This window comes from Halorubrum salsamenti (genome assembly GCF_007671685.1).
Lineage (GTDB): Archaea > Halobacteriota > Halobacteria > Halobacteriales > Haloferacaceae > Halorubrum > Halorubrum salsamenti.
In genome coordinates, this window is record NZ_VCNL01000001.1 from 348,180 (window position 1) to 372,467 (window position 24,288).

Annotated in this window: 22 protein-coding genes and 1 tRNA gene; 8 read left to right on the plus strand and 15 right to left on the minus strand. The window is 62.7% G+C overall.

Going from position 1 to position 24,288, the window contains the following annotated elements; all coding sequences use genetic code 11:
• Positions 1-22 precede the first annotated feature (22 nt).
• Positions 23-700, minus strand: a complete 678-nt coding sequence (locus FGL94_RS01825) for a cyclase family protein (protein WP_186313312.1) — start codon at positions 698-700, stop codon at positions 23-25.
• 100 nt (positions 701-800) lie between these two features.
• On the opposite strand from FGL94_RS01825, the gene FGL94_RS01830 reads away from it, so the two are divergent.
• Entirely contained in the window at positions 801-3,038 is a 2,238-nt protein-coding gene (locus FGL94_RS01830; protein ID WP_144920373.1) for a S9 family peptidase, read from the plus strand.
• A gap of 74 nt (positions 3,039-3,112) precedes the next feature.
• Here the strand turns inward: FGL94_RS01830 and mce are convergent, their stop codons facing one another.
• Positions 3,113-3,499, minus strand: a complete 387-nt coding sequence (gene mce, locus FGL94_RS01835; protein WP_144920375.1) for a methylmalonyl-CoA epimerase — start codon at positions 3,497-3,499, stop codon at positions 3,113-3,115.
• 125 nt (positions 3,500-3,624) lie between these two features.
• On the opposite strand from mce, the gene FGL94_RS01840 reads away from it, so the two are divergent.
• Entirely contained in the window at positions 3,625-4,425 is an 801-nt protein-coding gene (locus FGL94_RS01840) for a formate/nitrite transporter family protein (protein WP_144920377.1), read from the plus strand.
• Positions 4,426-4,462: 37 nt separating this feature from the next.
• Here FGL94_RS01840 and FGL94_RS01845 read toward each other — a convergent pair whose 3' ends face one another.
• Positions 4,463-6,139, minus strand: a complete 1,677-nt coding sequence (locus FGL94_RS01845) for an acyl-CoA mutase large subunit family protein (RefSeq protein ID WP_144920379.1) — start codon at positions 6,137-6,139, stop codon at positions 4,463-4,465.
• A gap of 133 nt (positions 6,140-6,272) precedes the next feature.
• On the opposite strand from FGL94_RS01845, the gene FGL94_RS01850 reads away from it, so the two are divergent.
• Positions 6,273-6,938 (plus strand): O-methyltransferase, encoded by a 666-nt coding sequence (locus tag FGL94_RS01850; RefSeq protein ID WP_144920381.1) that lies wholly within the window; start codon positions 6,273-6,275, stop codon positions 6,936-6,938.
• Positions 6,939-6,985: 47 nt separating this feature from the next.
• Here the strand turns inward: FGL94_RS01850 and FGL94_RS01855 are convergent, their stop codons facing one another.
• Positions 6,986-7,642 carry an HAD family hydrolase gene (locus FGL94_RS01855; protein ID WP_206664906.1) on the minus strand — a complete coding sequence of 219 codons (657 nt, stop codon included), beginning with the start codon at positions 7,640-7,642 and terminating at the stop codon, positions 6,986-6,988.
• Positions 7,643-7,737: 95 nt separating this feature from the next.
• Here FGL94_RS01855 and FGL94_RS01860 point away from each other — a divergent pair, with 95 nt between their 5' ends.
• Positions 7,738-8,409 carry a metallophosphoesterase family protein gene (locus FGL94_RS01860; RefSeq protein ID WP_144920383.1) on the plus strand — a complete coding sequence of 224 codons (672 nt, stop codon included), beginning with the start codon at positions 7,738-7,740 and terminating at the stop codon, positions 8,407-8,409.
• 40 nt (positions 8,410-8,449) lie between these two features.
• Here the strand turns inward: FGL94_RS01860 and FGL94_RS01865 are convergent, their stop codons facing one another.
• Complete coding sequence (locus tag FGL94_RS01865; RefSeq protein WP_144920385.1) at positions 8,450-8,767, minus strand: hypothetical protein; 318 nt, start codon at positions 8,765-8,767, stop codon at positions 8,450-8,452.
• Positions 8,768-8,916: 149 nt separating this feature from the next.
• Here FGL94_RS01865 and FGL94_RS01870 point away from each other — a divergent pair, with 149 nt between their 5' ends.
• Positions 8,917-9,993: an NAD(P)/FAD-dependent oxidoreductase gene (locus FGL94_RS01870; protein ID WP_144920387.1), complete on the plus strand. Its 1,077-nt coding sequence runs from the start codon at positions 8,917-8,919 to the stop codon at positions 9,991-9,993.
• A 600-nt stretch (positions 9,994-10,593) separates the two neighbouring features.
• On the opposite strand, the gene FGL94_RS01875 is transcribed toward FGL94_RS01870, so the two are convergent.
• Positions 10,594-10,944 (minus strand): hypothetical protein, encoded by a 351-nt coding sequence (locus tag FGL94_RS01875; protein WP_144920389.1) that lies wholly within the window; start codon positions 10,942-10,944, stop codon positions 10,594-10,596.
• A 97-nt stretch (positions 10,945-11,041) separates the two neighbouring features.
• On the opposite strand from FGL94_RS01875, the gene FGL94_RS18135 reads away from it, so the two are divergent.
• A complete protein-coding gene (locus FGL94_RS18135; protein WP_186313313.1) occupies positions 11,042-11,194 on the plus strand; it encodes a hypothetical protein in 153 nt (50 codons plus the stop codon).
• Between the two features lie 913 nt (positions 11,195-12,107).
• Here FGL94_RS18135 and FGL94_RS01880 read toward each other — a convergent pair.
• From FGL94_RS01880 to FGL94_RS01915, 8 genes are all read right to left on the minus strand, one after another.
• Positions 12,108-12,830, minus strand: coding sequence for a M48 family metallopeptidase (locus FGL94_RS01880; protein WP_144920391.1), 723 nt, complete (start codon positions 12,828-12,830; stop codon positions 12,108-12,110).
• On the minus strand, positions 12,823-15,783 hold the full coding sequence (locus FGL94_RS01885; protein ID WP_144920393.1) for a type I restriction endonuclease subunit R: 2,961 nt from the start codon (positions 15,781-15,783) through the stop codon (positions 12,823-12,825). The genes FGL94_RS01880 and FGL94_RS01885 overlap by 8 nt, the downstream gene beginning before the upstream one ends.
• The gene (locus tag FGL94_RS01890) at positions 15,776-17,182 is read right to left on the minus strand and encodes a restriction endonuclease subunit S (protein ID WP_144920395.1); all 1,407 of its coding nucleotides are present in this window, start codon (positions 17,180-17,182) and stop codon (positions 15,776-15,778) included. Before FGL94_RS01890 ends, FGL94_RS01885 begins: the two co-directional genes overlap by 8 nt.
• On the minus strand, positions 17,175-18,677 hold the full coding sequence (locus tag FGL94_RS01895; protein WP_144920397.1) for a type I restriction-modification system subunit M: 1,503 nt from the start codon (positions 18,675-18,677) through the stop codon (positions 17,175-17,177). The genes FGL94_RS01890 and FGL94_RS01895 overlap by 8 nt, the downstream gene beginning before the upstream one ends.
• A 425-nt stretch (positions 18,678-19,102) precedes the next feature.
• Entirely contained in the window at positions 19,103-19,765 is a 663-nt protein-coding gene (locus tag FGL94_RS01900; protein WP_144920399.1) for a hypothetical protein, read from the minus strand.
• 271 nt (positions 19,766-20,036) lie between these two features.
• On the minus strand, positions 20,037-20,567 hold the full coding sequence (locus tag FGL94_RS01905) for a hypothetical protein (RefSeq protein ID WP_144920401.1): 531 nt from the start codon (positions 20,565-20,567) through the stop codon (positions 20,037-20,039).
• Positions 20,568-20,837: 270 nt separating this feature from the next.
• Complete coding sequence (locus FGL94_RS01910) at positions 20,838-21,983, minus strand: tyrosine-type recombinase/integrase (RefSeq protein WP_144920403.1); 1,146 nt, start codon at positions 21,981-21,983, stop codon at positions 20,838-20,840.
• Positions 21,984-22,169: 186 nt separating this feature from the next.
• Positions 22,170-22,240: transfer RNA gene (locus FGL94_RS01915), tRNA-Gly, on the minus strand.
• 233 nt (positions 22,241-22,473) lie between these two features.
• Here FGL94_RS01915 and FGL94_RS01920 point away from each other — a divergent pair.
• Both FGL94_RS01920 and FGL94_RS01925 read left to right on the plus strand, forming a co-directional pair.
• Positions 22,474-22,998 carry a DoxX family protein gene (locus tag FGL94_RS01920; RefSeq protein WP_144920405.1) on the plus strand — a complete coding sequence of 175 codons (525 nt, stop codon included), beginning with the start codon at positions 22,474-22,476 and terminating at the stop codon, positions 22,996-22,998.
• Between the two features lie 13 nt (positions 22,999-23,011).
• Positions 23,012-23,296 (plus strand): hypothetical protein, encoded by a 285-nt coding sequence (locus tag FGL94_RS01925; protein WP_144920407.1) that lies wholly within the window; start codon positions 23,012-23,014, stop codon positions 23,294-23,296.
• Between the two features lie 235 nt (positions 23,297-23,531).
• Here the strand turns inward: FGL94_RS01925 and FGL94_RS01930 are convergent, their stop codons facing one another.
• Positions 23,532-24,236 carry a class I SAM-dependent methyltransferase gene (locus FGL94_RS01930; protein WP_144920409.1) on the minus strand — a complete coding sequence of 235 codons (705 nt, stop codon included), beginning with the start codon at positions 24,234-24,236 and terminating at the stop codon, positions 23,532-23,534.
• Between the last annotated feature and the right edge of the window lie 52 nt (positions 24,237-24,288).

Sequence of the window (24,288 nt, forward strand, 5' to 3'; positions counted from 1 at the left end):
CGCCTCCCTCCCTCACCGACTCTCACGCCTCCTCCCACTCCGCGACCGCCCGCACCGGCGACCCGTCCCCGTCGCGGAGCCGGAGCGGGAAGGCGTACAGCCGGAACCGCGCGGGGAGGCCGTCGAGTCCGCACAGGTTCTCGACGATCGGCAGCGAGTCTTTTAAAAGGGAGTCGTGGGCGGGTGTGCCGTCGGGCTCGTCCGCGCGGGAGGGTCCGGTTTCCCCCGACTTCGCGGGCGGCGTCGGGTCCGGTCCGAACGTGTCGAGCCCGACGCCGACGCCGAGCTCTCGGCACCGCTCCGCGGCCGCCTCGGTCAGGTACGGATGGTCGCGGTACCGGTCGGTTCTCCAGTGAGCGGCCCAGCCGGTCCGGAGGACGAGGAGGTCGACCGCGGCGTCGATGGCGTCCGGGTCGGGCAGCGCCTCGGCCGTGATCGGCTCCCGCGGCTCCAGCGGCCGGAGATCGACGAGGCGGGCGTCGAACGCGAACGCTCCGGCGTCGCGCTCGTCGATCGCCTCCCCCTCGGAGAGCGTGTGCCGCGGCGCGTCCACGTGCGTCCCCGCGTGCGTCCCGGTCCGAAGCTCGCTCGTCGCGTAGCCGTCGGTCTCGTGGGTCGCGTCCGGCGCGAGCGTCACGTCCGGGTCGCCGGGATACGTCGGCATCCCCGTCTCGATCGGTCGCGAGAGGTCGCGGAACACGGCCGGCGGTCGGCCCGCCGCGCGGTTAAATCGGTCGCCGTCGTCGGGACGGCCTTCCGCGGCCCGAACGTATTTCCTCCGCCCGCGGCACGGTGGGTGCATGTCGGAACTGCCGCTGGACGCCTACTACGACCTCACGCGGATCGGCGAGGTCGCCGTCTCGCCCGCGGGCGACCGCGTCGCCTTCACCGCGACCGAGTACGACCAGGCCGCCGACGAGGCGGTCGACTCGCTGTTCGTCGTCCCGACCGACGGCTCCCGCGATCCGCACCGGCTGACGAGCGCGTCCGGCGCTTCCTCCCCGACGTGGGGGCCAGACGGCGACCGCCTCGCGTTTCTGGCGGCCCGCGAGCGCGACGCCGAGCGACGCGTCGGCTGGCGGGGCCAGGCGGGGGAGAACGGGGACGACGAGGAGAGCGCAGCGGGCGTGACGGACGACGAATCGTCCGACGGGGCGGACGAAACCGACGGAGAGTCCCTCGAAAACGGCGACGACGAACCGAGGCCGCAGGTGTGGCTGTTCGACCTCGCGCTGGGCGGCGACGCCCGACAGGTCACGGAGCGCGACGAGGGGGTGGCCGACTTCGACTGGTCGCCCGACGGCGACCGGCTGGTGATCGAGTCGCGCGACCCGACCGACGAGGAGTCCGAGTACCTCGATCAGGTGCGCGAGGAGGGCGGCCCCGTCGAGACGACACGGCTCCAGCACAAGGTGAACGGCGCGGGGTGGACCGACGACGTGACGACGTACCTCTTCGTGGTCGACCTCGCGGACCTCGACGACCCCGAGAGCGACCCCCGCCGGCTCGACGACGCGTACGGCGGCGGCGCGTTCCAAGACGTCGCCGGCATGGACCCCGCGTGGGGCGAGGACGACCGGATCGCGTTCACGTCCTGCCGGCTCGACCGTCCCGACGACACCACCGTCCGGGACCTCTACGCGATATCTCCGGATGGCGGCGACGCCGAACGGCTCACGGACGGCGACCTCACCCACGGTGCGCCGGCGTGGCGACCCGGAGGCGAGGCGATCGCGACCGTCGCGAGCGATCCGGGGGACCCGCCCGCTCCGGCGGAGGTGTACCTGACGGGAGGGGACGCCGACGGCCCCGCCTCCCTCACCGCCGACCTCGACCGGACCGTCGCCCGCGGCGGCGGGATCGAGTGGGTCGACGGCGCGATATACACCCGTATCGCCGACGAGAGCAGCACGCGCTTGGTTCGCGTGGCGACCGACGGGACCGCGGAGCGCGTCTTCGAGGCGCAGGGCCGCGACCGCGCCATGACGGCGTTCGACGTGGCCGCAGACGTGTCGACGGCGGTGTCGGTCCTCTCGGACCCGGAAGACGGAGCCGACCTGTACGCGGTCGCCGTCGACGAGATCGACGCGGCGACCGGCGGGTGCCGCGCAGGTGACGACGCGGCGACCGGCGGGTGCCGCGCAGGTGACGACGCGGCGACCGACGGGTGCCGCGCAGGTGACGACGCGGCGACCGAGCCCGACTCCCTCCGGCGACTCACTCGCGTCAACGAGTCGCTCACCGACGAGTTCTCCATGCCGACGGCCCGCCGCGTCGAGTGGGAATCGGACGGCTGGACGATCGACGGCGTGCTCTACCGCGATCCGGACGTGAACCCCGAGGACGGCGACCACCCGCTGGTGGTGGCGATCCACGGCGGGCCGATGTCGTACGACGAGCCCGTCTTCAGCTTCGCGCACGCCGCGCTGACGAGCCGCGGGTACCTCGTGCTCCGCTCGAACTACCGGGGCGGAACCTCCCGCGGCCGGGCGTTCACCGCCGAGCTGACCGGGGCGTGGGGGACCGCCGAGGTCGACGACATCGCGGCGGGCGTCGAGTCGCTCGCGGACCGCGGCTGGGCCGACCCCGACCGCGTGTTCGGTCACGGCTTCTCGTACGGCGGGATCGCGCAGGGGTTCCTCGTCACGCGGAAGCCCGACCTCTTCGCGGCGGCGGCGCCCGAACACGGCATCTACGACCTCCGGTCGGCGTTCGGTACGGACGACACGCACACGTGGTTGGAGACGGAGTTCGGGCTCCCGTGGGAGAACCCCGAGGCGTACGACGCGTCGACGGCGATCCTCGACGCCGGGAACATCGAGACGCCCCTGCTAGTGATGGCCGGCGGCGAGGACTGGCGGTGCCCCTCCTCGCAGTCGGAGCAGCTGTACGTCGCCGCTCGGAAGCGAGGCGTCGACGCCGAGCTGGTGGTCTACCCCGACGAGCACCACGACATCGGGGACCCCGACCGCGCGATCCACCGGCTGGAGAAGATCCTCGACTGGTACGAGACGCACGACCCGGCGGTCGACGGATAGGAGGCTGAGTCGTCGACGCATGCGGACCGCGGGTACCGTCGCCCACGAGGGGCCTTCAGTGTTCGACGACGCCCTCAGTGCTCGACGAACTCCACGAGCACCCCGCCCGTCGAGCGCGGGTGCAGGAAGGCGACCTCGTGGCCCCACGCACCGGAGCGCGGCTCCTCGTCGACGAGGTCGATCCCGAGCCCGCGAGCGCGGTCGAGCGCCCCCGCGACGTCGTCGGTCGCGAGCGCGACGTGGTGGATCCCCGGTCCCTCGCGGTCGAGGTAGTCGTCGATCGCGCCGCCCGCGGTCGGTTCCAATAGCTCGAAGTACCCCCCGTCGTCGAGTTCGAGGAAGACGACGTCCATGCCGTCGAACGTCTCCTCGTGGGCGACCGGCGCGTCGAGCAGGCCGTCGAACAGGTCGGCGAGGTCGGCGGCGTCGCGCGTCGCGACGCCGACGTGGTCGAATCGCATACGTTCCGGATCGACCGCCGTCGACTTATAAGAACCGAGCGGTGGACGGGGCGGTTCCCCCCGCTCCCCCGCCGGGATCCAAAGGTTTGGGTGCGATCCGGATGTAGGGGAGAGGGGCTCCACCCGTGAGCGACTCACAGACCGACTCGACGGAGCAGATGACCTCGCGGAGCATCCTCGACTCGCTGCTCGAGAGCGGGCTCCACGAGATGAATCGGGAGCGTTCCGGACTGCTGCTCTCGGGGCTGTCCGCCGGCCTCGACATCGGCTTCGGCCCGCTGATGATGGCGGTGGTGTTGACGCTGTCACCGGGTGGCTTCGGCGATCTACCGACCGAACTCCTGCTCGCCAGCGTCTACTCCATCGGCTTCATGTTCGTGATCTTGGGCCGCTCGGAGCTGTTCACCGAGCACACGACGCTGGCCGTGATCCCGGTCCTCGACCGGCAGGCCTCAGTCAAACAGCTGGGTCGACTCTGGGGGCTGGTGTACGCGGGGAACGTCGTCGGCGGCTTCCTGTTCACCCTCCTCGTGACCCTGTTGATGCCGGAGCTGGGGGTCGTCGACCCCCAGTCCTTCGAGACCATCGCCCTGAAGCTCGTCGACCACGACCTCCCGTGGCTGTTCATCGGCGGCGTCTTCGCCGGGTGGCTGATGGGGCTGCTGGCGTGGCTCGTGACGGCGGCTCAAGACACGACCGCCCGGATCCTCCTCGTGTTGATCGTCACCGGGACCATCGGCCTCCTCCACCTCCCCCACTCGATCGCGGGCAACGTCGAGGTGCTGTTCGGGCTACTCGTCTCGCCCGCGATCACGCCGATCGACTACCTCGCGTTCCTCGTGCTGGCGACGATCGGCAACGCCTTCGGCGGCGGGGTGTTCGTCGCGCTGCTGAAGTACGGCCACGTCGTCCGCGGCGCGAACTGAGGGGAGGGAGTGGGACCGACGCGAGTACCCGATCGACCTACCGCCCCGGCTTGTACTCCCCGAACTCGTCGCGGAGCACGTCGGAGACCTCCTGGACCGTCGCGTACGCCTTCACGGCGTCGACGATGTGCGGCATCACGTTCTCGGAGCCCCGCGCGGCCTCCCGAAGCGACGCGAGCGCGTCGTCGACGGCGTCGCCGTCGCGGTCGGCCTTGACCTCCCGGAGGCGTTCGCGCTGGTTCTGCTCCTGGTCCGGATCGACCTCCTCTAAGTCCATCTCCGGCTCCTCGTCGACTTCGAATTCGTTGACGCCGACGATGACGCGCTCGCCGTCCTCGATCTCGCGCTGGCGCTCGAAGGCCACGTCCTGGATCTGCCGCTGGACCCACTGGCTCTTGACGGCCTCTAACATTCCGCCGCGGCGGTCGACCTCCTCCAGTATCTCGAAGGCGTCCTCCTCGATCCCGTCGGTGAGGTTCTCGACGTAGTACGACCCCGCCAGCGGGTCGATCGTGTCGGCGGCGCCCGACTCGTGCGCGAGGATCTGCTGGGTGCGGAGCGCGGTGCGGACCGACTGTTCGGTGGGGAGCGCGAGCGCCTCGTCCTTCCCGTTCGTGTGGAGGCTCTGCGTCCCGCCGAGCACCGCCGCGAGCGCCTGATACGCCACGCGGACGACGTTGTTCTCGATCTGCTGGGCGGTCAGGGTGGAGCCGCCGGTCTGGGTGTGGAACTTGAGCTGCTTCGACTTCGGGTTCTGGGCGTCGAAGCGCTCCTCCATGATCTGCGCCCACATCCGGCGGGCGGCGCGGAACTTCGCGGCCTCCTCGAAGATGTTGTTGTGGGCGTTGAAGAAGAAGGAGAGCTGGGGGGCGAACGCGTCGACGTCGAGCCCGGCGTCGATCGCGGCCTGCACGTACTCGATCCCGTTGCCGAGCGTGAACGCGACCTCCTGTGCCGCGGTCGAGCCGGCCTCGCGGATGTGGTACCCCGAGATGGAGATGGTGTTGAAGTTAGGGGTCTCGGCGGCGCAAAAGTCGAAGATATCCGTGATGAGACGCATCGAGGGCTCGGGCGGGTAGATGTAGAGATTCCGCGCGACGTACTCCTTCATGATGTCGTTCTGGATCGTACCCCGGAGCTCCTCGCGCGGGACGCCCTGTTCGTCCCCCATCGCGACGTACATCGCGAGGAGGACGGCGGCGGGGGCGTTGATCGTCATCGACGTGGACACCTCGTCGAGCGGGATCCCGTCGAAGACGGTCTCGAAGTCGTCGAGGGTGTCGATGGCGACGCCCGAGCGGCCCACCTCGCCCTCGGCCATGGCCGCGTCGGAGTCGTACCCCATCTGCGTCGGGAGGTCGAACGCCATCGAGAGCCCGGAGGAGCCCTGATCGATGAGGTAGTTGAAGCGCTCGTTCGTCTCCGCCGCGGTGCCCATCCCCGCGTACTGGCGCATCGTCCAGAGCCGCCCCCGGTGCATCGTCGAGTAGACGCCGCGCGTGTACGGCTCCTCGCCCGGGTTCCCGACGTCCTCGCGGTAGTCGTGGTCCGGAATATCAGCGGGCGTGTACAGCGGGTCGACCTCCTGCCCGCCCGTGTCGGTGGTGAACGACTCCTTACGCTCCCCGAACCGGTCGACAGTCTCGCCGTAGGTCCCCTCCTCCCACGACTCCTTGGCGTCCCGGATCGCGTCCAGTTCCTCAGGATCGTACATTAGTAAACGGGTCGCGCGAGCGGGACTTAACACTTTTCGGCGGCCTCCGCGCCGGTTTCCTCCGATCCACCGCCGAACGCCCCGGACCCCCGCCGACGGTCGGTTTCAAGTGACGCGCGGTCGAACGCCAGACATGGACGTTCTCGCCGGCACCACCGAGCGCTTCCTCGCCGCGACGGCGCCCGAGCACACCGCGACGCAGGCGGAGATGGCGGCCCTCGCCGACGACTCGGGCTTCCCCATCATCGGACCGGAGGCGGGCGCGGTCCTCCGGCTGCTCGCTCGCCTGACCGACGCCGGACGCGTCTTCGAGTTCGGCTCCGGCTTCGGCTACTCCGCGACGTGGTTCCTGCGCGGCGGCGCCGACGCCGTGATCTGCACCGAGTTCGACGAGGAGGAGGCGAAACGCGGGGTCCAGTTCGCCGCGGACGGCGGGTACGCCGACAGCGTCGCCTTCGAGGTGGGCGACGCGATGGAGGCGATCGAGCGCTACGACGGTCCCTTCGACATCGTTCTCATCGACCACCAGAAGGAACGGTACGCCGACGCCTACCGCACCGTTCTCCCGAAGGTCCGGACGGGCGGCGTGATCGTCGCCGACAACATCACCAGAGGGCCGAGCGACCTCGACGACCTCGTCGCGCACTTCGAGGACGGCGCGCCACTGCCCGACCCCGAGGTCGACGGGAAGACCCGAGGGATCGGCGAGTACGTCGGGACGGTGCGCTCCGACGACGCGGTCGAGACCGCTCTCCTGTCGGTCGGCTCCGGGCTCGCGGTGTCGACGAAGGTGGTGTGACCCACGCGGCGCCTAATTCGCCGTTTTTGGCGTGGAATCGCCGGAGATCAGCGTTCAGTGCCGTCCGTCAGCAGGGGGACCAGTAGTGATGCCAACGCCTCCGTTCCAGGGGCCGTCACGGACCGATCGGACGGATCCTCGTCGCCGACGTAGACCGTTTCGAACCCCGCTTCGCGTGCCGGGACGATGTCTTCATCGTAGGTGTCGCCGACGTAGACCGTCGTCTCCGCGGGCAGCCGTTCCCTCGCCGCGTCGAAGATCGCTCGGCTCGGCTTCCGAGCGCCGACCTCGTTAGAGACGATAACTGCGTCGATGAGGTCGTCGAGGCCGTGTTCCGCGAGCTTGCGGCGTTGCATTCGGCCGTCGCCGTTCGTGAGGACGCCGACATCGTGCCGGTCCGCGACGGTCGCCACAAGTGCGCGCACCGCGGGGGCGAGGCGCGTCGCCCCGGCTTCCAGTTCGACGTATTCCGTCGCGAGCGCTGCCGGGTTCACATCGAGGTCGTATCGCTCGCGAACGGCGTCGAAGGCTCGCTCGTAGGGGTCCGACTCCACGCGTTCGATCCCTCGGAGCACCCGTTCGGAGTACGTCTTGACCATCTCCTCGGTCGGATCCGTCGGGAGCGTTCGCGCAAAGAGCTCCTCGAAGGGCACCGCGTAATCGAGGAGTGTCCCGTCGAGGTCGAAGTACACTGTCGCCGTCACGGGATGTGACTTTCCCCGCGACGAGAAGTAGATTCCGAACGGAGGGTAACCCGACGTCCGAACCTATTCGGGCGTCGACCCCGAACCCCCACCCGATGAAGGTGGGGCTCATCTCGGACGTCCACGCGAACCTGCCCGCGCTCGAAGCCGTCCTCGACGACATGCCGGCGGTCGACCGGATCGTCTGCGCCGGCGACGTGATCGGGTACAACCCGTGGCCGGCCGAGTGCGTCGAGCGCGTGCGCGAGGTCGCCGCGATGACCGTCCGCGGCAACCACGACCGCACCGTCGGCACGCCCGAGCGCTACCGGGCCAACCGCATGGCCGAGGCCGGTCTCGAACACGCGAAAAACGCTCTCTCGGACGACCAGCGCGCGTGGCTCGACGGCCTCCCGCGCGCCGAGACGTTCGCGGGCGACCGGTACCTCCTCGTCCACTCACACCCCGCGGCGGAGCGCGAGGACGCCTACGTCTACCCGGAGGAGTTCCCGAACCTGGACCGCCACATGGGCGAGCACGACGGGATCGTCCTCGGACACACCCACGTCCAGGGGAAGCGCGCGGTCGCGGGCGGGGTCGTGGTCAACCCGGGGAGCGTCGGCCAGCCGCGCGACGGCGACCCGGACGCGGGGTACGCCGTGCTCGACACCCAGAGCGACGAGGTCGACCTCCGGCGCGTCGCGTACGACATCGACCGCGTGAGCGAGGCGGTCGACGACGCCGGTCTCCCCGAGCGAACCGCCGCGAGACTTTATAAGGGTGAGTGACCGGAGCGGAACGAGCGACGAGTCGGTGGCGAGCGACGCGTCACGGCCAGACGCCCGCCACGAAGAGGACGTTCCGCACCGCGGTCGCGAGCGACAGGACGCCGACGCCGGCGCACATCAGCGTCGCGACGACCCGGCGGGTCCCGCCGGCGACCGCGACGGGAATCCCGATGAGGACCATCCCGGCGGCCTTGGTGAGCAACATGCCGGGGACGAGTCCGAACGTCCCGATGAACGCGGCGCCGACGGGCGACCCCTCGACGTACTGCCCGCCCGAGATGGCGACGTATGTCGAGGCGATGTCGGCGACTGCGCCGACGAGGAAGATCCCGATGGCGGCGGCGAGTCGCGGGAACACTGCCAGACCGGAGGCGATGAACCGTAATAAGCTTCCGGGGATCCGCGGAACCGGCGGACGTGAAAGGGATATGCGGTACTTAACGGGCTGGCCGCGGCGCGCGCACAGCACGACTCCTTTTAAACCGCCGCGGCGCGTACGATCCGGTAATGAGTTCGTCCGACGACGAGTACGATATCGCGGTTGTCGGCGGTGGTCCGGCCGGCCTGACGACAGCCCTGTACGGCGCCCGACTGGGCCACGAAACGGTGCTGATCGATCGCGGCGGCGGCCGCGCGGCGATGATGGCCGACACGCACAACGTGATCGGCGTCACCGAGGAGACCTCCGGCAACGAGTTCCTCGCCACCGGCCGCGAGCAGGTGCAGTCGTACGGCGGGGAGTTCGAGCGCGGCTTCGTCACCGACGTGGAGCGCACCGACGACGACCGGTTCCGGCTCTCGACGAACGGTGCCGAGCTGGTCGCCGAGCGCGTCGTGCTCGCGACCGGCTTCTCCGACGAGCGCCCGGACCCCCCGCTCCCGCGGACCGGCAAGGGGCTCCACTACTGCCTCCACTGCGACGCCTACATGTTCGTCGACGAACCGGTGTACGTGATGGGCCACGGCGAGGCGGCCGCCCACGTCGCGATGATCATGCTCAACGTGACCGACGACGTGGACGTTCTGACCCGCGGCGAAGCGCCGACGTGGAGCGACGAGACCGCGGCGCAACTGGAGGCGCACCCGATCGATATCATCCACGAAGACGTGGCGGGCGTCGAGAACGACCCCGACTCCGGCTGGCTCGAGGCCTTGGAGTTCGAGGACGGAACCCGCCGCGAGTACCGGGGCGGCTTCCCGATGTACGGCTCCGACTACAACACCGCGCTGGCGGAGGGGCTCGGCTGCGATCTGACCGAGAGCGGCGAGATCGACGTCGACGACCACGGCCGCACCAGCGAGGACGGCGTGTTCGCTGTCGGCGACATCACCCCCGGCCACAACCAGGTGCCCGTCGCGATGGGGCAGGGCGCGAAGGCCGGCCTCGCGATCCACAAAGAGATCCGCGAATTCCCGCGCTCGAAGGAGGCGATCGAGGCCGACGGCCCGGTCGATCCCGACGAGGTACCCGCCATCTCACCGGAGCTCATGGCGACCGCGGTCGCCCACGAGGGGCATGCGGGTGGGCCGCGGGAGGCCGCGGCGGTCGAAGGCAGCGAGCCGCCGGCAGCGGACGACGACTGAGCGAGACCGGCGTCGGTGATTCCCGCGCCACTATTCGAGAGACTACGCTCACCGCGCGTGGCTGATAGGGTCCAAATCCCTCTCGGTGATTTCTCTCACTTCGTTCGAGAGTTCGCTGAGCGGAGCGAAGCGAACGCTGACTGACGGAGTCAGTCAGAAAATGCGCCGGCCGGGATTTGAACCCGGGCCATGAGCTTGGAAGGCCGCTCGCGCAAAGCGCTCGCGCTGTGCCCTACGACCCCCGTTTTCGGCGTTTCCGGTGTGCGTCCAATCTGCGCCCATTGGGTTATCGCACACGACTGACAAAAAAGTGTCGGATAAACCGACACGATGATACCCAGAAAATCTCTGTGTAGGACTAAACCAGCGTTTAAAGAGATGTAACCAATTTCTTCTTTACTCCTATTTCATATTAGAGCTGATATTTCGGTTCAAAATTGGAAGTGATAGAATGGTAGATCCCCCTTGGAAGCAGAAGATCCGATGCCGGGTGATCACAGATGGTGAGTTCGCCGCCGTTTCTGGGCTTAGCTACCCTCGTAGAGATTGAAACTCTAATTCCCACTTCGTCGGGTCCGGTGGATAATAAAGCGGTGACGCTCAGTAGATCACATTCTGTTCGAGTTCAGCAGCAATCTCGTCTTGAGTGTCCCATAAGACGCGAAGTAGTTGGTTCACCTCATCGAGGTCGGCGTTACCCTCCGCGTCGATCTTCTCGTTCAGGTCTTCGAGTAGACCTTGTTGGTGTTCGAGGACCTCGCGGATTTCATTCGGGTCAGTAGACTGTGGCGGTTGGAGCTGATCGAGTGTTCCGGTGTAGTCAGCCACCACGAGTTGGAGTAGTTCGTTGGCGTCGTCCACGTCTTGGTTGTTTGCGGCGGCCTGTTCCAGTTGGTCGATCTGGTCGGGAAAGAGTGCGACTGTGATCGGCTCTGGCTCAACGACCGTCATACCGGCGACCGGACACTCCGGGGGCAAATATCCACGTGGTTCACCGCATCGAGTCGGTGTTCCTTTAGCCGTCCATTGATTTTGCCGAGGTTGTACGATGGACAGTAGCGATCACATTGACGAGATCGTTTGCCGGATAGAGCGCGAGATCCAGCGCAATTCAGAAGCGCTTGAGGAGTACGAGGAGGTCAGCTATGAGGAGGAAGTGGCTTCGCAAAGAGACGTTGATGCCGAGGAGTTGTTCAGTTAGCTGACTGCTTCCATTCGTCCGGTTTTGTTATCCTCAATACGGCTGTATTTTACCGGCTGAGCAACCCGAACCCTGATGAAATACCCGAAAATTCTCGCACGGGCTTACTAACTACACACAGGGCGGGGGTGGGTCGATTGTTCTAACTGGGGGCGGGACCCCAGAATTTTACAATTGTAAAGTTTTGGTATGTTGGCGTCGGAGATGTACCCACCTAAACACAAACGCTATCAGACTGCTCACAGAGCGTTTCTCGTGGCGTCATAATGTTTCCCTCGTGTCTCTATCTGCGATCGATCTGACGGGCTATCAGATGCCCTCTCGCGGATCTGACACGTGGACATCCGCCGGCCTAACTACACTCCCGTCTGTCGGTACCCTGTATTTCCTCTGTGGGTAACCACGTACCTACACTAACAGGCTGTACACAGTGGATCTAACGAGTGGATTAATTCATCGAGGGGGGTACACGTCAAAGGTGTACACTTTCAGCAGGACACTAAACGAGTGATCCACAGGAGAGTAGATCACTCATGGGGTCTGTGCTTGGGGGGTATCTACTGTATATATATACTGTGTATGGTGGGGGGGTCACCGGGGGTCGCGCAGGTGCGGGAGCTGATAGCTCAGACAATTATTTTAGAATTGTTTAATTATGTCCCTAATTGGTTTATTATTGTTAGCACGCAGTATGAGGAATGGGCTGGGCACTCTCGTTACAATACGGCCGTGGACTCGCTGTTAAGGGTCACTCACAATGGGTGATACTGGATCGAGAGGTCCTATTCGGAATCGTTGTTCGATAGCCTCGGGTAGCAGCTGTGCCCTATCCCGATCCAAGACGCAAGCAACATTTTCCCGCTCGATGCGGCTGTCCACATTTGCTGGATTCAACTGAGGTTGACGGCCTATGTTATAGGTCGTCTTCCGAAAAGACGAGCCGGGAGCTGTTCTCCGTCAACCAGTCAGAGTGTGCCTCATACTCCGGATCGTATTCCGCAACCAACGACCAGAACTCGGAGCTGTGATTCGGCTCTCGAAGATGGGCAAGCTCGTGAACGACGATGTAGTCAACGACCTCTGGCGGAGCCATCATCAGCCGCCAGTTGAGGCTGATCGTCCCTGTCGTCGAACAGCTTCCCCACTTCGTCCGTTGATTCCGTATCTCGATCTTCTCGTACTCGACTCCCATTCGCTCCGCATAGTGGTCAGCCCGCTCGGAGAAGTGTTCCCGGGCCTTTCGCCGATAGACGTTCTCCAATACCTGCTTGACCGTGGACTGTTCGACCGTACTCTTTCTAAGCCGAATCGATGCGCCAGTGATCTCGTGGCTTCGTGCCGGTTCGATGATCAGCTCTCGCTCCGTGCCGAGTAACGGGAACGTCTCACCCGCCTCGAAGGTGCGACTCGGAATTTGTTCCCGATACTGCTCAAACCCGCGTTGTTTCTCGATGACCCACGCCGCATTTTCGCGGAGAACCTCTGACGGTCGAACCTCCGATGAGTCGGGAACGACGACTGTGACACCGTGGATGTCCACATCGATGCGGGCTTTCGTCGCCTCGGAACTGTTCCGTACCTCGAACTCGACATCGTTCCCCAGCAGGTCGATGGTTCGAGACTGCGACTTAGCCATGGTTCTCGATCAGGTAGGTCCGAACGGCGTCCACGAACCCGTCGTCGTCGCTAATCAGATGCCCGAGGTCGTACTGTTTCACCAGCACATCGAGGAGAAGCCGTTCGACCTCAGCGATGGTCTGCTGGTTCGTCTGCCAGCCGGCATAGTTCCGGTCAACCCGATCACGGAACTGCGAGACGATCTCGTTAGCGACCTCCTCGGCCTGCTCGTCGGAATCGATCGCATCCGACGTCTCCTCCGTTAGGTGCGTGTAGATGGCGAACTCGGCGTCGTCCATCCCCTCGTCTTCGGCTTCACGTTCGACTTCGAGAACCTCTCCTTCGACCGTCTTCAGCGCCTCAACTGCTTCGGGATCGGTGATCTCGTCGCCCTGCCAGCGCTCCACGATATCGGTGACGCGTTCACTCAGGCGCTTGTACCGAGGGTTCTGGTTCTCCCGTGGGTGGAGATGTTCGCGGGTAGCATGGGCGATCTGTGACGCCTTCACGCCGGGGTTATCGAGTCCTTCGACGTCTTCGAGGTACTCCTCTCCGAGCTTGTACGTGGGGAAGTCACGCTTGATCTCGGAGATTTCCACGTTGTCTCCGATGATGTCGCGCGTCTTCTCTCGCATGTCCTCCTCGGGGTCGTCCTCGCCGGCTGTCGTACGCTTGAACGCAACGTGGATTCGGCTGAGCCACTTGTAGTCGTCCTCGATGCCTTCGCTCACGAGGCGTCCATCGGGCGCAACGGCCTCGTAGAGATTCTGGAGACGTCGGAAGCCCTGCTTGAACTGGCGGCGCTCCGGATGGGTACTGATTCGTTCGACCGCCGCGTAGGTCGCCTCTTGGGAGTCGGTCTGCGAGATGCCGTCGAAGATGTCCAGCACGTTTGCCAGCTGCTCGTTGAGGTCGTCGAACAGCTCGTCCTTGTCGCGGGCGGCGTAGGCCTTCGTCTCGGCGTCGTAGTCAAGCGCCTCGTCGATGTTCTCGAACACGCCCTGGAAGTCCACGATCTCGCCGTTCTCTTTCCCCTCGGCGGGTCGGTTCGTCCGAGCGATAGCCTGCATCAGATTGTGGTTCTTCAGGTTCCGGTCGAGGTACATCGTCTTCAGGATCGGCGCGTCGAACCCCGTCAGGAGCATGTTGTGGACGACGAGGAGTTTGGGGTTCCCGTCTTCCTTGAACTCCTTGACGATGCTATCACGCTCCTCCGAGTCGGTGTGGAACCGCTGGATGAGGTCGGGGTCGCCCTTGTTGGAGGTGTAGAGGACCTCGATCTCGTCTTCGTCCCGCCGCTCGATGAGGCGTTTCCCGTACATCGCCGCCGACCGTCGGCTCGGTGTGACGACCATGCCCTTCCAGCCGTTCGGGGCAACGTGTTCGTCGTAGTGGGCGTCGATCTCGGCAACGGCGCGGTCCACCCGCGGTTCGAGTTCCGCCATGGTCCGACTGGTCACGGTTTCCTGTATGAACTCCCGCTTCTCGTCAGTCGTCATCCCGCGGAACTCGTGTTCGAACTCCTCGTCGAGTCCGGCCTCATCGATGTCCCACTCCATCTCGTGTCGGAGCGTGAAGTAGACCGGCAGGATCAGGCCGTCGTCGATGCCCTGTTTCACGGAGTAGCGATGGAGGTAGTCCTCACCCTCGGGGGAGAACTCGCGGAACGTGTTTCGATCCTCGTGTCGCTCTCCCTCTCGGACGGGCGTCCCGGTAAACCCGAAGTGGTAGCAGTCGGGTAAGGCCGCATCGAGGCGGCTTCCGAGGTCGGCTTCCATAAACCGGTGGGCCTCGTCAGACATGACCACGACCTCGTCGTTGCCCTGTACGTCGGGGTCAACGTCCTCGAACTTCTGGATGGTCGTGAGAACCAGCTGGCTCTGTCCCTCCTCGATGAGGCGTTGTAGGTGGTCGATGCTCTCGGCTTCCTCCCACTGTTCGAGCGTGAGGTTCGCCAGCTGATCGCGCATCTGGCTGTTGAGCTTGTCCGTATCGACGATGATGAAGACCTGCGGGTTTCGGACGACGTCGCTCCGAGAGAGGAGATTCTCGGCGGCGTACAGCATCGTGAACGACTTGCCCGACCCTTGGGTGTGCCAGATGAGGCCGCGGTCGTGTTCCCCTTCTTCGACGCGTTCGAGGATACGGTTCACCGCGTAGTACTGCATGTAGCGCGGAACGATCTTCGCGTCACCGCCGGCCCGCCGCTCGTAGAAGACGAAGTGCTTCAGCAGATCGAGGATCGTCTCGGGGTTACACAGCGCCCTCACCGCCTGCCGCATCTCGTTGTCGTCTGCGAACACCTCCGGCGCGTCGTTCCACGGCTCGTAGAACTCCTTGGGAGCGCCGACCGCGCCGTAGCGGAGTTCCATCGTGTCGGCGGCGACGTTGAACAGACCGGGGACGAACAGCCGAGGCACGTCGTCCTCGTAGTCTTTGAGGTCGCTGACGGCGTCGTGCCAGTCGTTGTCCTGTGCGAGGCTTTTCAGCTCCATCGTCACGAGCGGAATCCCGTTGACGAACAGATTCACGTCGGGTCGGATGGTCGTTTCGCGGGAAATGGAGAACTGGTTGACGGCGTGAAAGCGATTGTTCTCAGGAGTCTCGTGATCGATGAGATCGACGTAGACCGTCTCGCTCGTGCCGTCGTCACGCTGAACGGAGAAGCTCTTGCCCTTGGTAAGCAGTCGATAGATGGTTCGGTTGCCATCCATGAGGTTCTCCGCATCGAGGTCGCGTTTGAGCGAGGAGAGGAACTTCTCGACGTTGCCCTCGGTCACCTCGTCGTTGATCTCGATGAGCCGCTCGCCAAGGAGATCCCAGTAGATGACCTCGTGGCTGTCGCGTTCGTAGATCTCATCGAGAACGTTCGCACCACGTCCACCGTCCTGTCCGTGTGTCTCCCATCCGACGCCGTCGAGCCACGAGAGAAGCGAGCGTTCGACGCCGCCCTCGGATGGGATGCTACCCATGTTGTGCGATTTCGTCGGGCACCTCTATGTTAGTGTCGGTTGTTCTGACTGTTCCGGAGAGGAAGTCTTGCATTAGACCGCGCTTGAGGCGTTTGAGTTGACTCGTCACCTCCCGATTGTGTAGAATTTGCTCATCGAACTGTGAAAGAAGGGACGCAATCTCTTTTTGTTCCTCTATTCTGGGAACAGGTACGTCGATATTTCCGGTTGCACTCTTGCTGATTTCGGGGAAGGTACTGCCTCCGCTTATAGAGACGACGTAATCCATTATGTAGTTAAAATAATAGTAGAAGAACTCTGTATCGAGCGATTCACCGCACTCAAACGCGGTGATTCCCTGATTAGTAGCTGCCGGAACAGTACAAATAGCCGTTCGTCCGATTCCGTATGAACGACTCGTGAACATAACAGAGTCAGGCTCAACTACTGTGAGCGACGAACTTTCTACCCCTTCTGGGGTAAGTTTCCGACCTGAATCAGAGATGTACTTTCCGTTCCCCTCTTCATTCAGGTCGGAAAGGTCATCTGGAGTTACCCACGCAAGATCTCCTCCGTAATACTCATCGTGAGAAGTCCGTGGAGTGTTCCCACGTTCAATCTCTGCTAAGTTTGAAACCTTGTCGAACTCCCAACCCTGTGGAAAGTCACCGATATGATGGCTTTGGGTATCTTCGTTGTTTAGCCCATAGGTGAATAACTTCTGTGTGGCTCCTTTTTTTACTCGTTGTAACTGTACATCTATCTCTTCCGCGTTCTCAATCGCCCGGTCAACCGTGTAGAGTACGGTAGCGATTTTTCGCTGTTCGGGGAGTGGTGGAATCGGAAGTAAGAGCGAACCGTACTCGCCTGTATTGATATTTGATTGTGCTGTGGTCTTAGCACGGCGGCGAACCCAATCCCAATATCGGTCACTCAAAGTGTACTCCGAGATGTACTTGTGGTTTAATCCGGCATCTTGGAGCTGATGGCGGATTGAATAACCCCCGAAACAACAGTCACCATCGTCCGAATCGTAGAGGTAGGTCTTCCCGAGAGACGCGCCAACCGACCCACTTCGAGCGAAAAGCATATCTCCTTTTTCCAGCATTCCATCTTTCGCTTTCTCGTGGGAGAGGCTTGCTCTGCTATCTTCTTTTAGCCCTCCAAAGTCATCAAAATCTTGCGTTCGGATATACCGAGGTTTGTCAGGGTCATAGTCCTCGGCTGATTCGGTTAAACCATATTCCGTTTCCTCAGCAATGTTCTCAAGCCTCGTCGCTATCCAGTCCTCTGGAATCTTTCCAACCGACGTTTCATCAAGACTTGACTTCACCGAGGACTCCAGAACAGCTTCAATTGCTTCGTTATTACCTTCCCTTTGCTCTTCAGCGAAGTCATCTAACGTAGCCTCCTCACTCATAATTCAGCGCCTCCATATGCTCGCTCATCGTCGCCTCGATCTCGTCCCGTTCTGCCTGTAGTTCGCGCAACTTCGCCAATTCCTCCTCAACATCAATATCCTCCTCTGGCTCCGTTGTATCGACGTACAGCGCGATGTTCAGATTGTAGTCGTTCTCTCGAATCTCATCGAGCGACACCGTTCGACTCACACGCTCCTCGGTCGCCCATTCGCGGACATTCTCAACGACGTGGTCAACTCCTTCTTCGGTGAGTTCGCTCTGGTTCGATAACTCCTCGTAGAACGCCTCATCAGCGGCGTGGACGAACTGTACCTCGCCCTCTCGCTCCGCGGGTTTGTCCGTGTTCAGTACGAGGACGGCAGAGGGAATCGAGACGTTCTGGAACAGATTCTCCGGAAGCCCAACGATCGCCTCCACCATGTCGTTCTCCAGCATCGGCTTCCGATAGCGCGACTCGTGCTTGCGGAACAGCACGCCGTGCGGAATAACGACCGCTGCCTTCCCACCGACTCCGTCCTCGTCAGGACGCTTCAACTGCTTCGCCATGTGCATAATGAAGGCGTAGTCTCCGCGATCGGCACGTGGGAGTTTCTTGTGCCAGTCGAAGCGTCCGTAGGGGTCGTCCTGAAGTTCGTCTTTCGCCCAATTAGCGGAGAATGGGAAGTTAGCGAGAACCCGGTCGAAGCGTTCGAGTTCGTCTTGTTCCTCGTTCGTAAACCCGGGATTCGAGAGGGAATCTTCGCGCTGTATCTCTCCATCGAGGCCGTGGATGGAGAGGTTCATCTTCGCAATCGCAGCGATATCGGGGTTGATCTCTTGCCCCGTGAAGGTCAGCTTCGTCGGGTCGCCGTCCTGCTCCTCGCGGTAGTACCGTGCCGCCTCGATGAGCATTCCACCCGAGCCGACAGTCGGGTCGTGGAACGTCATCCCGTCCTCAAACTCATCGACGAGCCGCACGCAGAGGTTGACGATGTGCGGAGGCGTGAAGAACTGCCCGCCGGACTTCCCTTCTTCCTCCGCGAAGTGGCGCACCAAGTCCATGTACGCCTCGCCGAGCATGTCCGGCGGAACGCTGTCTCGATCGAGATCGTACTTCGAGAGGTGTTCGACCAGCCGGCCGAGCCGATCGTCATCGAGGGCGTCGGCGTCGATGTAATCGGCGCGGAATACACCAGTCAGCTCGGGGTTCGCCTCGGTTAGCGCATCGAACGCTTCGTTCAGCTCTTGGTCGATGTTGTCGCTGACGGCGCGGATGTCGTCCCACAGGTAGCCTTCGGGAACGACAGGGATGTCGTAGAGGTTCTCCCGACGAGCGAAGTCCTCGCCGTACTCGTCGAGGTTCTCGGCGTACTGCTTCTCGAACTCGTCGGAGATCGACTTATAGTAGACGAGCGGGAGGATGAACTCCTTGTAGTCGGTGGGGTCAACGGCGTCTCGAATAATATCGGCACACTTGAACAGGTGAGATTCGAGGTCGTCCAAGGAGATTGGCATACGATCGAAGTCCCACCCGACCAGTATATGCTCTGCGGTAGCCGGGACCGTGTTGTCGATCCCACCGGACTGCTCTCTGAGCAGGAAGACGTTCAAGCTGGCTAACTCGCAGAAAGCGATTCAGTCTGAGGGGATCGCTCGACGTGATTCACCGCATCGAGCGGGATGGAACACACGGACCGAAACGCCCCCAACAGGATCGCTTGACGTGATTCACCGCATCGAGGCGGGGGCCGAACGCACGGAGCAGAACACTTCTAACTGGATCGCTTGGTGTGAGTGGGATTACCCGAATCCCGCTCGATGCGGTGGAACACGTGACCCAACAGCGAGTAGGGTGGTACTGGCTGATGTGTCAGTTCGTCTTCCACCAACACAGTACATGAGGAGGGATTTATATACCCCATCCCCTCATCCGATGGGGTTCATTTGCTCGCTGAATCCAACGAATCCGGATACGCCATTTCGTTTTCGGTGACCCTGTCGATATTGTACCCGTCCATTTCCTCCCCATCTGGTGTCTCAGCCGCGCGAATTCTATACGCAACCTTCCCGTACATGCTCTCAATTTCGTCCTCACGAAACCCGCACATGTCGCTCAGTTCCGCTACGGTGATCGACTTGTCCGTTGGGTCTACGTTCGGGTGGGCGCGTCGGTTATCCTTGGCGTCGGTGTCCAGCACATAGGCGCAGAGACAGCAGATCACCAGCTCCTTTTTTCGGCCGAAGTCCTCCAGATTGAACGAGGCGGTCCAGCGTTTCGCCCTGTTTACCTCCCGAGGGAGCAACTCCATCGACCGGGCGATTCGCTCGGTCAGATCTCGGTTTGTTTGAAACCTGAAATATCGATCGTTCCACCAGTTCAGGCCCCGCTTACGCCCTCGGTTGATTTCCGCGAGATGCTGGTAGTACGCACCCTTTTCGGACGACTGGCTCTTACTGTTGGGACGATTCCATTCCGAAGAAGCCAGCCACTCCCCCTCGATATCGTCGGAGAAATCGAACCATGTCGCGTTGTTCGTGTCGGGAGCATTCAGCGAGCTGTTCGTGTTAGTTGCCGATAGCGTGCGCTGCGTAGTTGAGTTCATATCAAATATACCACAATTATCGGACCGCGGGGATTCGACTCAGAAGACGAGAGACGGAGGGACCTGCCTTCACTCTCAAGTAGTGGACCCAGATTCTTATTTCTTGCGCATTGGTTTTGTACTGTCTGTCTATGGCATTTTAGCGGATTCAGAATATAAGGAATTGAGGGTGATTTCCAACCCACTTACCCCGGGAGAAGTTGGTCGAGATCACCCCTCCACATCTGCAAACGCGAACACACTCCCTCGATGAGGCCGTTATCGGGCCGAGTCAGTCAAGCTCGAAGAAGGCCTCCTTCTGGAAAGCGCAAAGGTACGGCACACGTGTCTCCTGATCGGGGCCGGTGTTCGAGTGCGCTCCTACGTAGTCCTGACACGTGAAGATCGGCTCTGACCCCTCCGAGACAGCGTCAGAGAGCGACCAATCTGACTTCAGGCCTAAATCAATCGCAACCGCGTTCACCACGAGGTCCCGGTACGACTCGTACGGTTCACCGTGTTCGTGAAATTCGGTCTCGTGGGGACGTGGCGATTTCGGTGATTTCGGGTGCGTCACTTCGTCCCGGTCGCGTTGAAGCGACGAGAGATCGCGATTCTGAACGAATATTTCCATGTGGATGTGGTCGTCGTACTCCGTGATGTGGATCACCGCATTCTCGTGCTTCACAGCGATGAACGGCACTCGCAGCGAAACCTCAAGCTGGTCGGTCGCATCCATCGAGTGTAGCTCTGGGATGAGCTGATCTTCGATCGATGTTCGAATTTTAGACTCCGACGTCATCTCTGCCTTTCCGACGTTCATCGTGCCACCTCCCCCTCGATGAGTGTGAACACGCTTTCGTGGGAAATTCCGTCTGGACTGACCGAGTTCATGTTCTTACATATGCTACCATTTGACTTAAAACTTATCAAATATCTTATTAAAGGGTTAAAGACGCTACTCTAAGTCTTTGAGCTTTCAATCGGATGTTAGGGTGGAAATTTGGGGAACATTTTTTCCAAAACATCATTATTCTGTCTGTTAGAAGACGTCGATCAAACGGTTAGTGAAGGAAGCCCTGATCGACCGCTATCACCACATGGAGTCGGCAGCTTTCGTCGCCGCATCAACGGAACCGCGCGTGTATCGCATCGTCGTTTCGACGTTGTTGTGACGGAGCTGGTTCTTCGCAACGTAGATCCCTTCCTGTTCGGCCCACATCGAGGCCGCACCGTGCCGGAAGGAGTACCACGAGAGGTCACGGCCCTGCTGGTTAAACTCTGCCCGCTCGATGAACTTATCCAGCAGTCGATTCAGCGAACCCGAATTGTAGCCGTTCCCGTTCCGGGTCAGCCACATCGCGTCACGTCCGTCGTAGAGGTCGTAACTGTCCCGCTCGGAGAGCCAGTTCTCGATCGCGGTGACCGAACGGCCCGACAGAGCGCACTCCCATTCGTCGTCGTTCTTCGTCGATTCCTCTTTCGGGACGAGCATCTTCCGGTTGTCCAGATCGAACCAATTCACCTTCGCGCGCCCGACCTCGATGGGTCGAAGCCCGCAGTCCGATGCCACCGAGACGATCGATGCGTACTTCCACGAGTTCGCCTGCTCGAACTCGTCCGGTCCGATCTCCGATTTGGGCTTCTCGAACCGCTGAGCGAGATACGCCTTGATCTGATCGCGTTCCTCGGCGCTGACGCTGTGATAGCTCTTGACGGAGCCGATGGAGAGCGCGGCTTCGTAGAGCGACCGCATCTCCTCGGGGTAGAACTTGTCCTTGGTAGAGGTGTCCGAGTTCGTATCGAGCGGAACGTCGTGATTCCACTCATCGAGGTCATTGTTCCGCTTCTCGCGGAAGTACTTGAACAGGCGCTTCAGCGATTTCTCGAAGGTGTACACGTACGACTCCGGGTGAGTGGTCCGGCGAACGAGGAACTCGATCAGCTCCGTCGCGTCTTCGGGCGTGAACTCCTTCGTGTACGCGTCGTCCCGATCCCAGAGCCACCGGTACGCTTCCTCGACCTTGTAGTGGGTCGTCCGGACTGTTGCGTCCGAGTAGCCCTGTCGCTTGTAGGTGTTCCGCCCCTCGATGAGGAGCCACTCGATGAAGTCTTCCTTGAACTCTTGATAGTCGTCGCTAAGGAGCGCGGAGAAGTCTTCGAGTCGTTCCTCGGTCGCTTCGGCTACTGGGGGAACGGGTGATTCGACCGTTTCGTTGGTGTCTTCCTTGAGTTCCATGGGTATCACCACCCGTGTCGGCGTTAGGATAACCCCGTGAGCTTGGGGCTTCTCTGGTTACCCGCGTAAATCGCCATACGGCGACGGGGTAACGCTCGTTAGCCGAATCGGATGATTTTCTTCTTGTTTGATTACTTACTACTCAAGGGCGAAGAATGGACGTTCGAGGCGTGAAACGCCGAGAAGTGCGCCGGCCGGGATTTGAACCCGGGCCATGAGCTTGGAAGGCTCAGGTCCTACCACTAGACCACCGGCGCGCGAGTGCGTCCGTCGCTGACGCATCTACACGTAGGCCGAACAGTTCTGATAAACGTTCCGTGTTCTCGACGACGGGACGGCCCCTCGTCGCCGACAATCGTCAACACCCCTACTTAAAGAGCCACAATATTGAGGGCCGTTACAGCGTACGTAGAACCGTTTTCAAAGGTATAGAAGCGTTCTAGGTACATATGTGGGTACCCACCCAACGTACACCCGTAAGGTGACGACGATGTCATACCAATCGAGCAACCCCCTGATCGGCGAGGTCGAGTTCGCACTGGACGGCCCATGGGCGGCGTACTGGATCGCCTTCCTGCGCGTCGTCACCGGATGGTGGTTCTTCCACGCCGGCATCACGAAGATCATCGAGAGCGGGTTCTCGTACAGCTACGGGGCGATGTACATGCAGGAGATGTCGGGCACTGCGCTCGGCGGCATCCCGGTCTGGATGGGGAACAACCTCGCGTGGCTCATCGAGCCGGGCGTTCCCCTCTTCGAGACGCTGATCGGGTTAGCCCTGATGGCCGGGGCGCTCACCCGGCTGGCCGCGTTCGGCGGGGTCATCTTCATGGTCCTGTTCTGGATCGGAAACGCCGGGTTCGGAAACGGCGTCGTCAACAGCGACTTCATGGGTCTGCTGTTGTTCATGACGATGATCGTGCTCGCGGCCGGCCGGTACTACGGACTCGACGCGGTGATCGAGAAGCTCGACGTGGTCGAACAGCACCCGAAACTCCGCTACCTGCTCGGTTAAGAGGTGACATCCAATGACTGATATCATCGACAAGGCGGCGATGGCGCTGAGCGCGGGACTGATGCTGCTCGGAATCGTCGGGCTCGGGCTCGTCGAACTGATCGCGGGGCAGCCGTACAGTCCCGTCCCGATCACGAACGAGGCGGGCGACGTGGTCGCGACCCCGCTGATCTCGCCGGAGATCCGCACGGGCGTCGTGCTGGCCGGTATCGCAGTGCTCGGGCTGTACGCGGCCTACAAGATCGTGACGCCGCTCGCCGAGGACGCACGGACCGGCCACGAGACGGTCGCCGACTGAGACGACCCGTGACTCGACCGCCGCGGTAGGCGGTGCGGCTGGCTACCCTTCTGCGTTCCCGTCGGACGACCCGTCGAGCCACGCGTCCGTCTCCTCCGTGCAGAGCGTGACGCGGGGTCTTCCGACCCCGGATCGGCGTGGGTCTCCGAGCCGCTCTCGCCTTCCGGTTCGCTCTCGGCGTCGACGCGTCGACGCGGTCCCGTTGACCCGCCGACGGCGGTATCGGAAGTGACGCTCACTCGGAAGGGCCGGTGACGGTCGCGTAGCAGTTCCCGCTTGACAGTTCGAGTTCGACGAGATCGAGGGCGCTCTCCGCGAGGTCGGCCTCGAACTCCGCGGGCGAGTAGATGTGATAGTACCGGGGCACCGTCTCGCCGCCCGGCAGGGTCCAGTCGACCGTCGTGTCGAACCCCTCATCCCGGTCGAACCGGTCGTGCGCCGTGCTCCACGCGCTCACCAGCGCGGTCCCGCCCGGCGCGAGGACCCGCGCGAGCTCGTCGAGGCTCCGGACTCGGGCCTCGCGCGACGGGAGGTGGTGGAGGGTGGCGACGTAGACGGCGAGCCCGACCGCGTCGGTCGCGACCGGCAGGCTCGCGGCGTCGCCGTGGACGAACGACGCGGTTTTGTCGTATCCGCGCTCTCGGGCCCGCTCGATCGCCTCGCGCAGGAGTTCGCGGCTGAGGTCCACGCCGACGACCGCCTCCCCGCGTCCGGCGAGCGACTCCGTGTGTCGCCCGTTGCCACAGCCGACGTCGAGCGCACGCGCTGCGGTGCGTCCGTCGAGAAACGACTCGACCTCCGGCCACGCGTACTCCCTCGTCTTCGAGAAGTGCGCGGCGATGCGGTCGTACGTCGACCGGGGATCGCCGGCGGACTGCGGGTCGGCGGTCCGCTCGGGCCCGCCGGTCGGGTCGGGATCACGAGTCGACTCCGGGTCCATATCGGCCGGTCGTTCCGGACCGATTTAGCTTCGGTGGCCGCGGCCGCCGAGC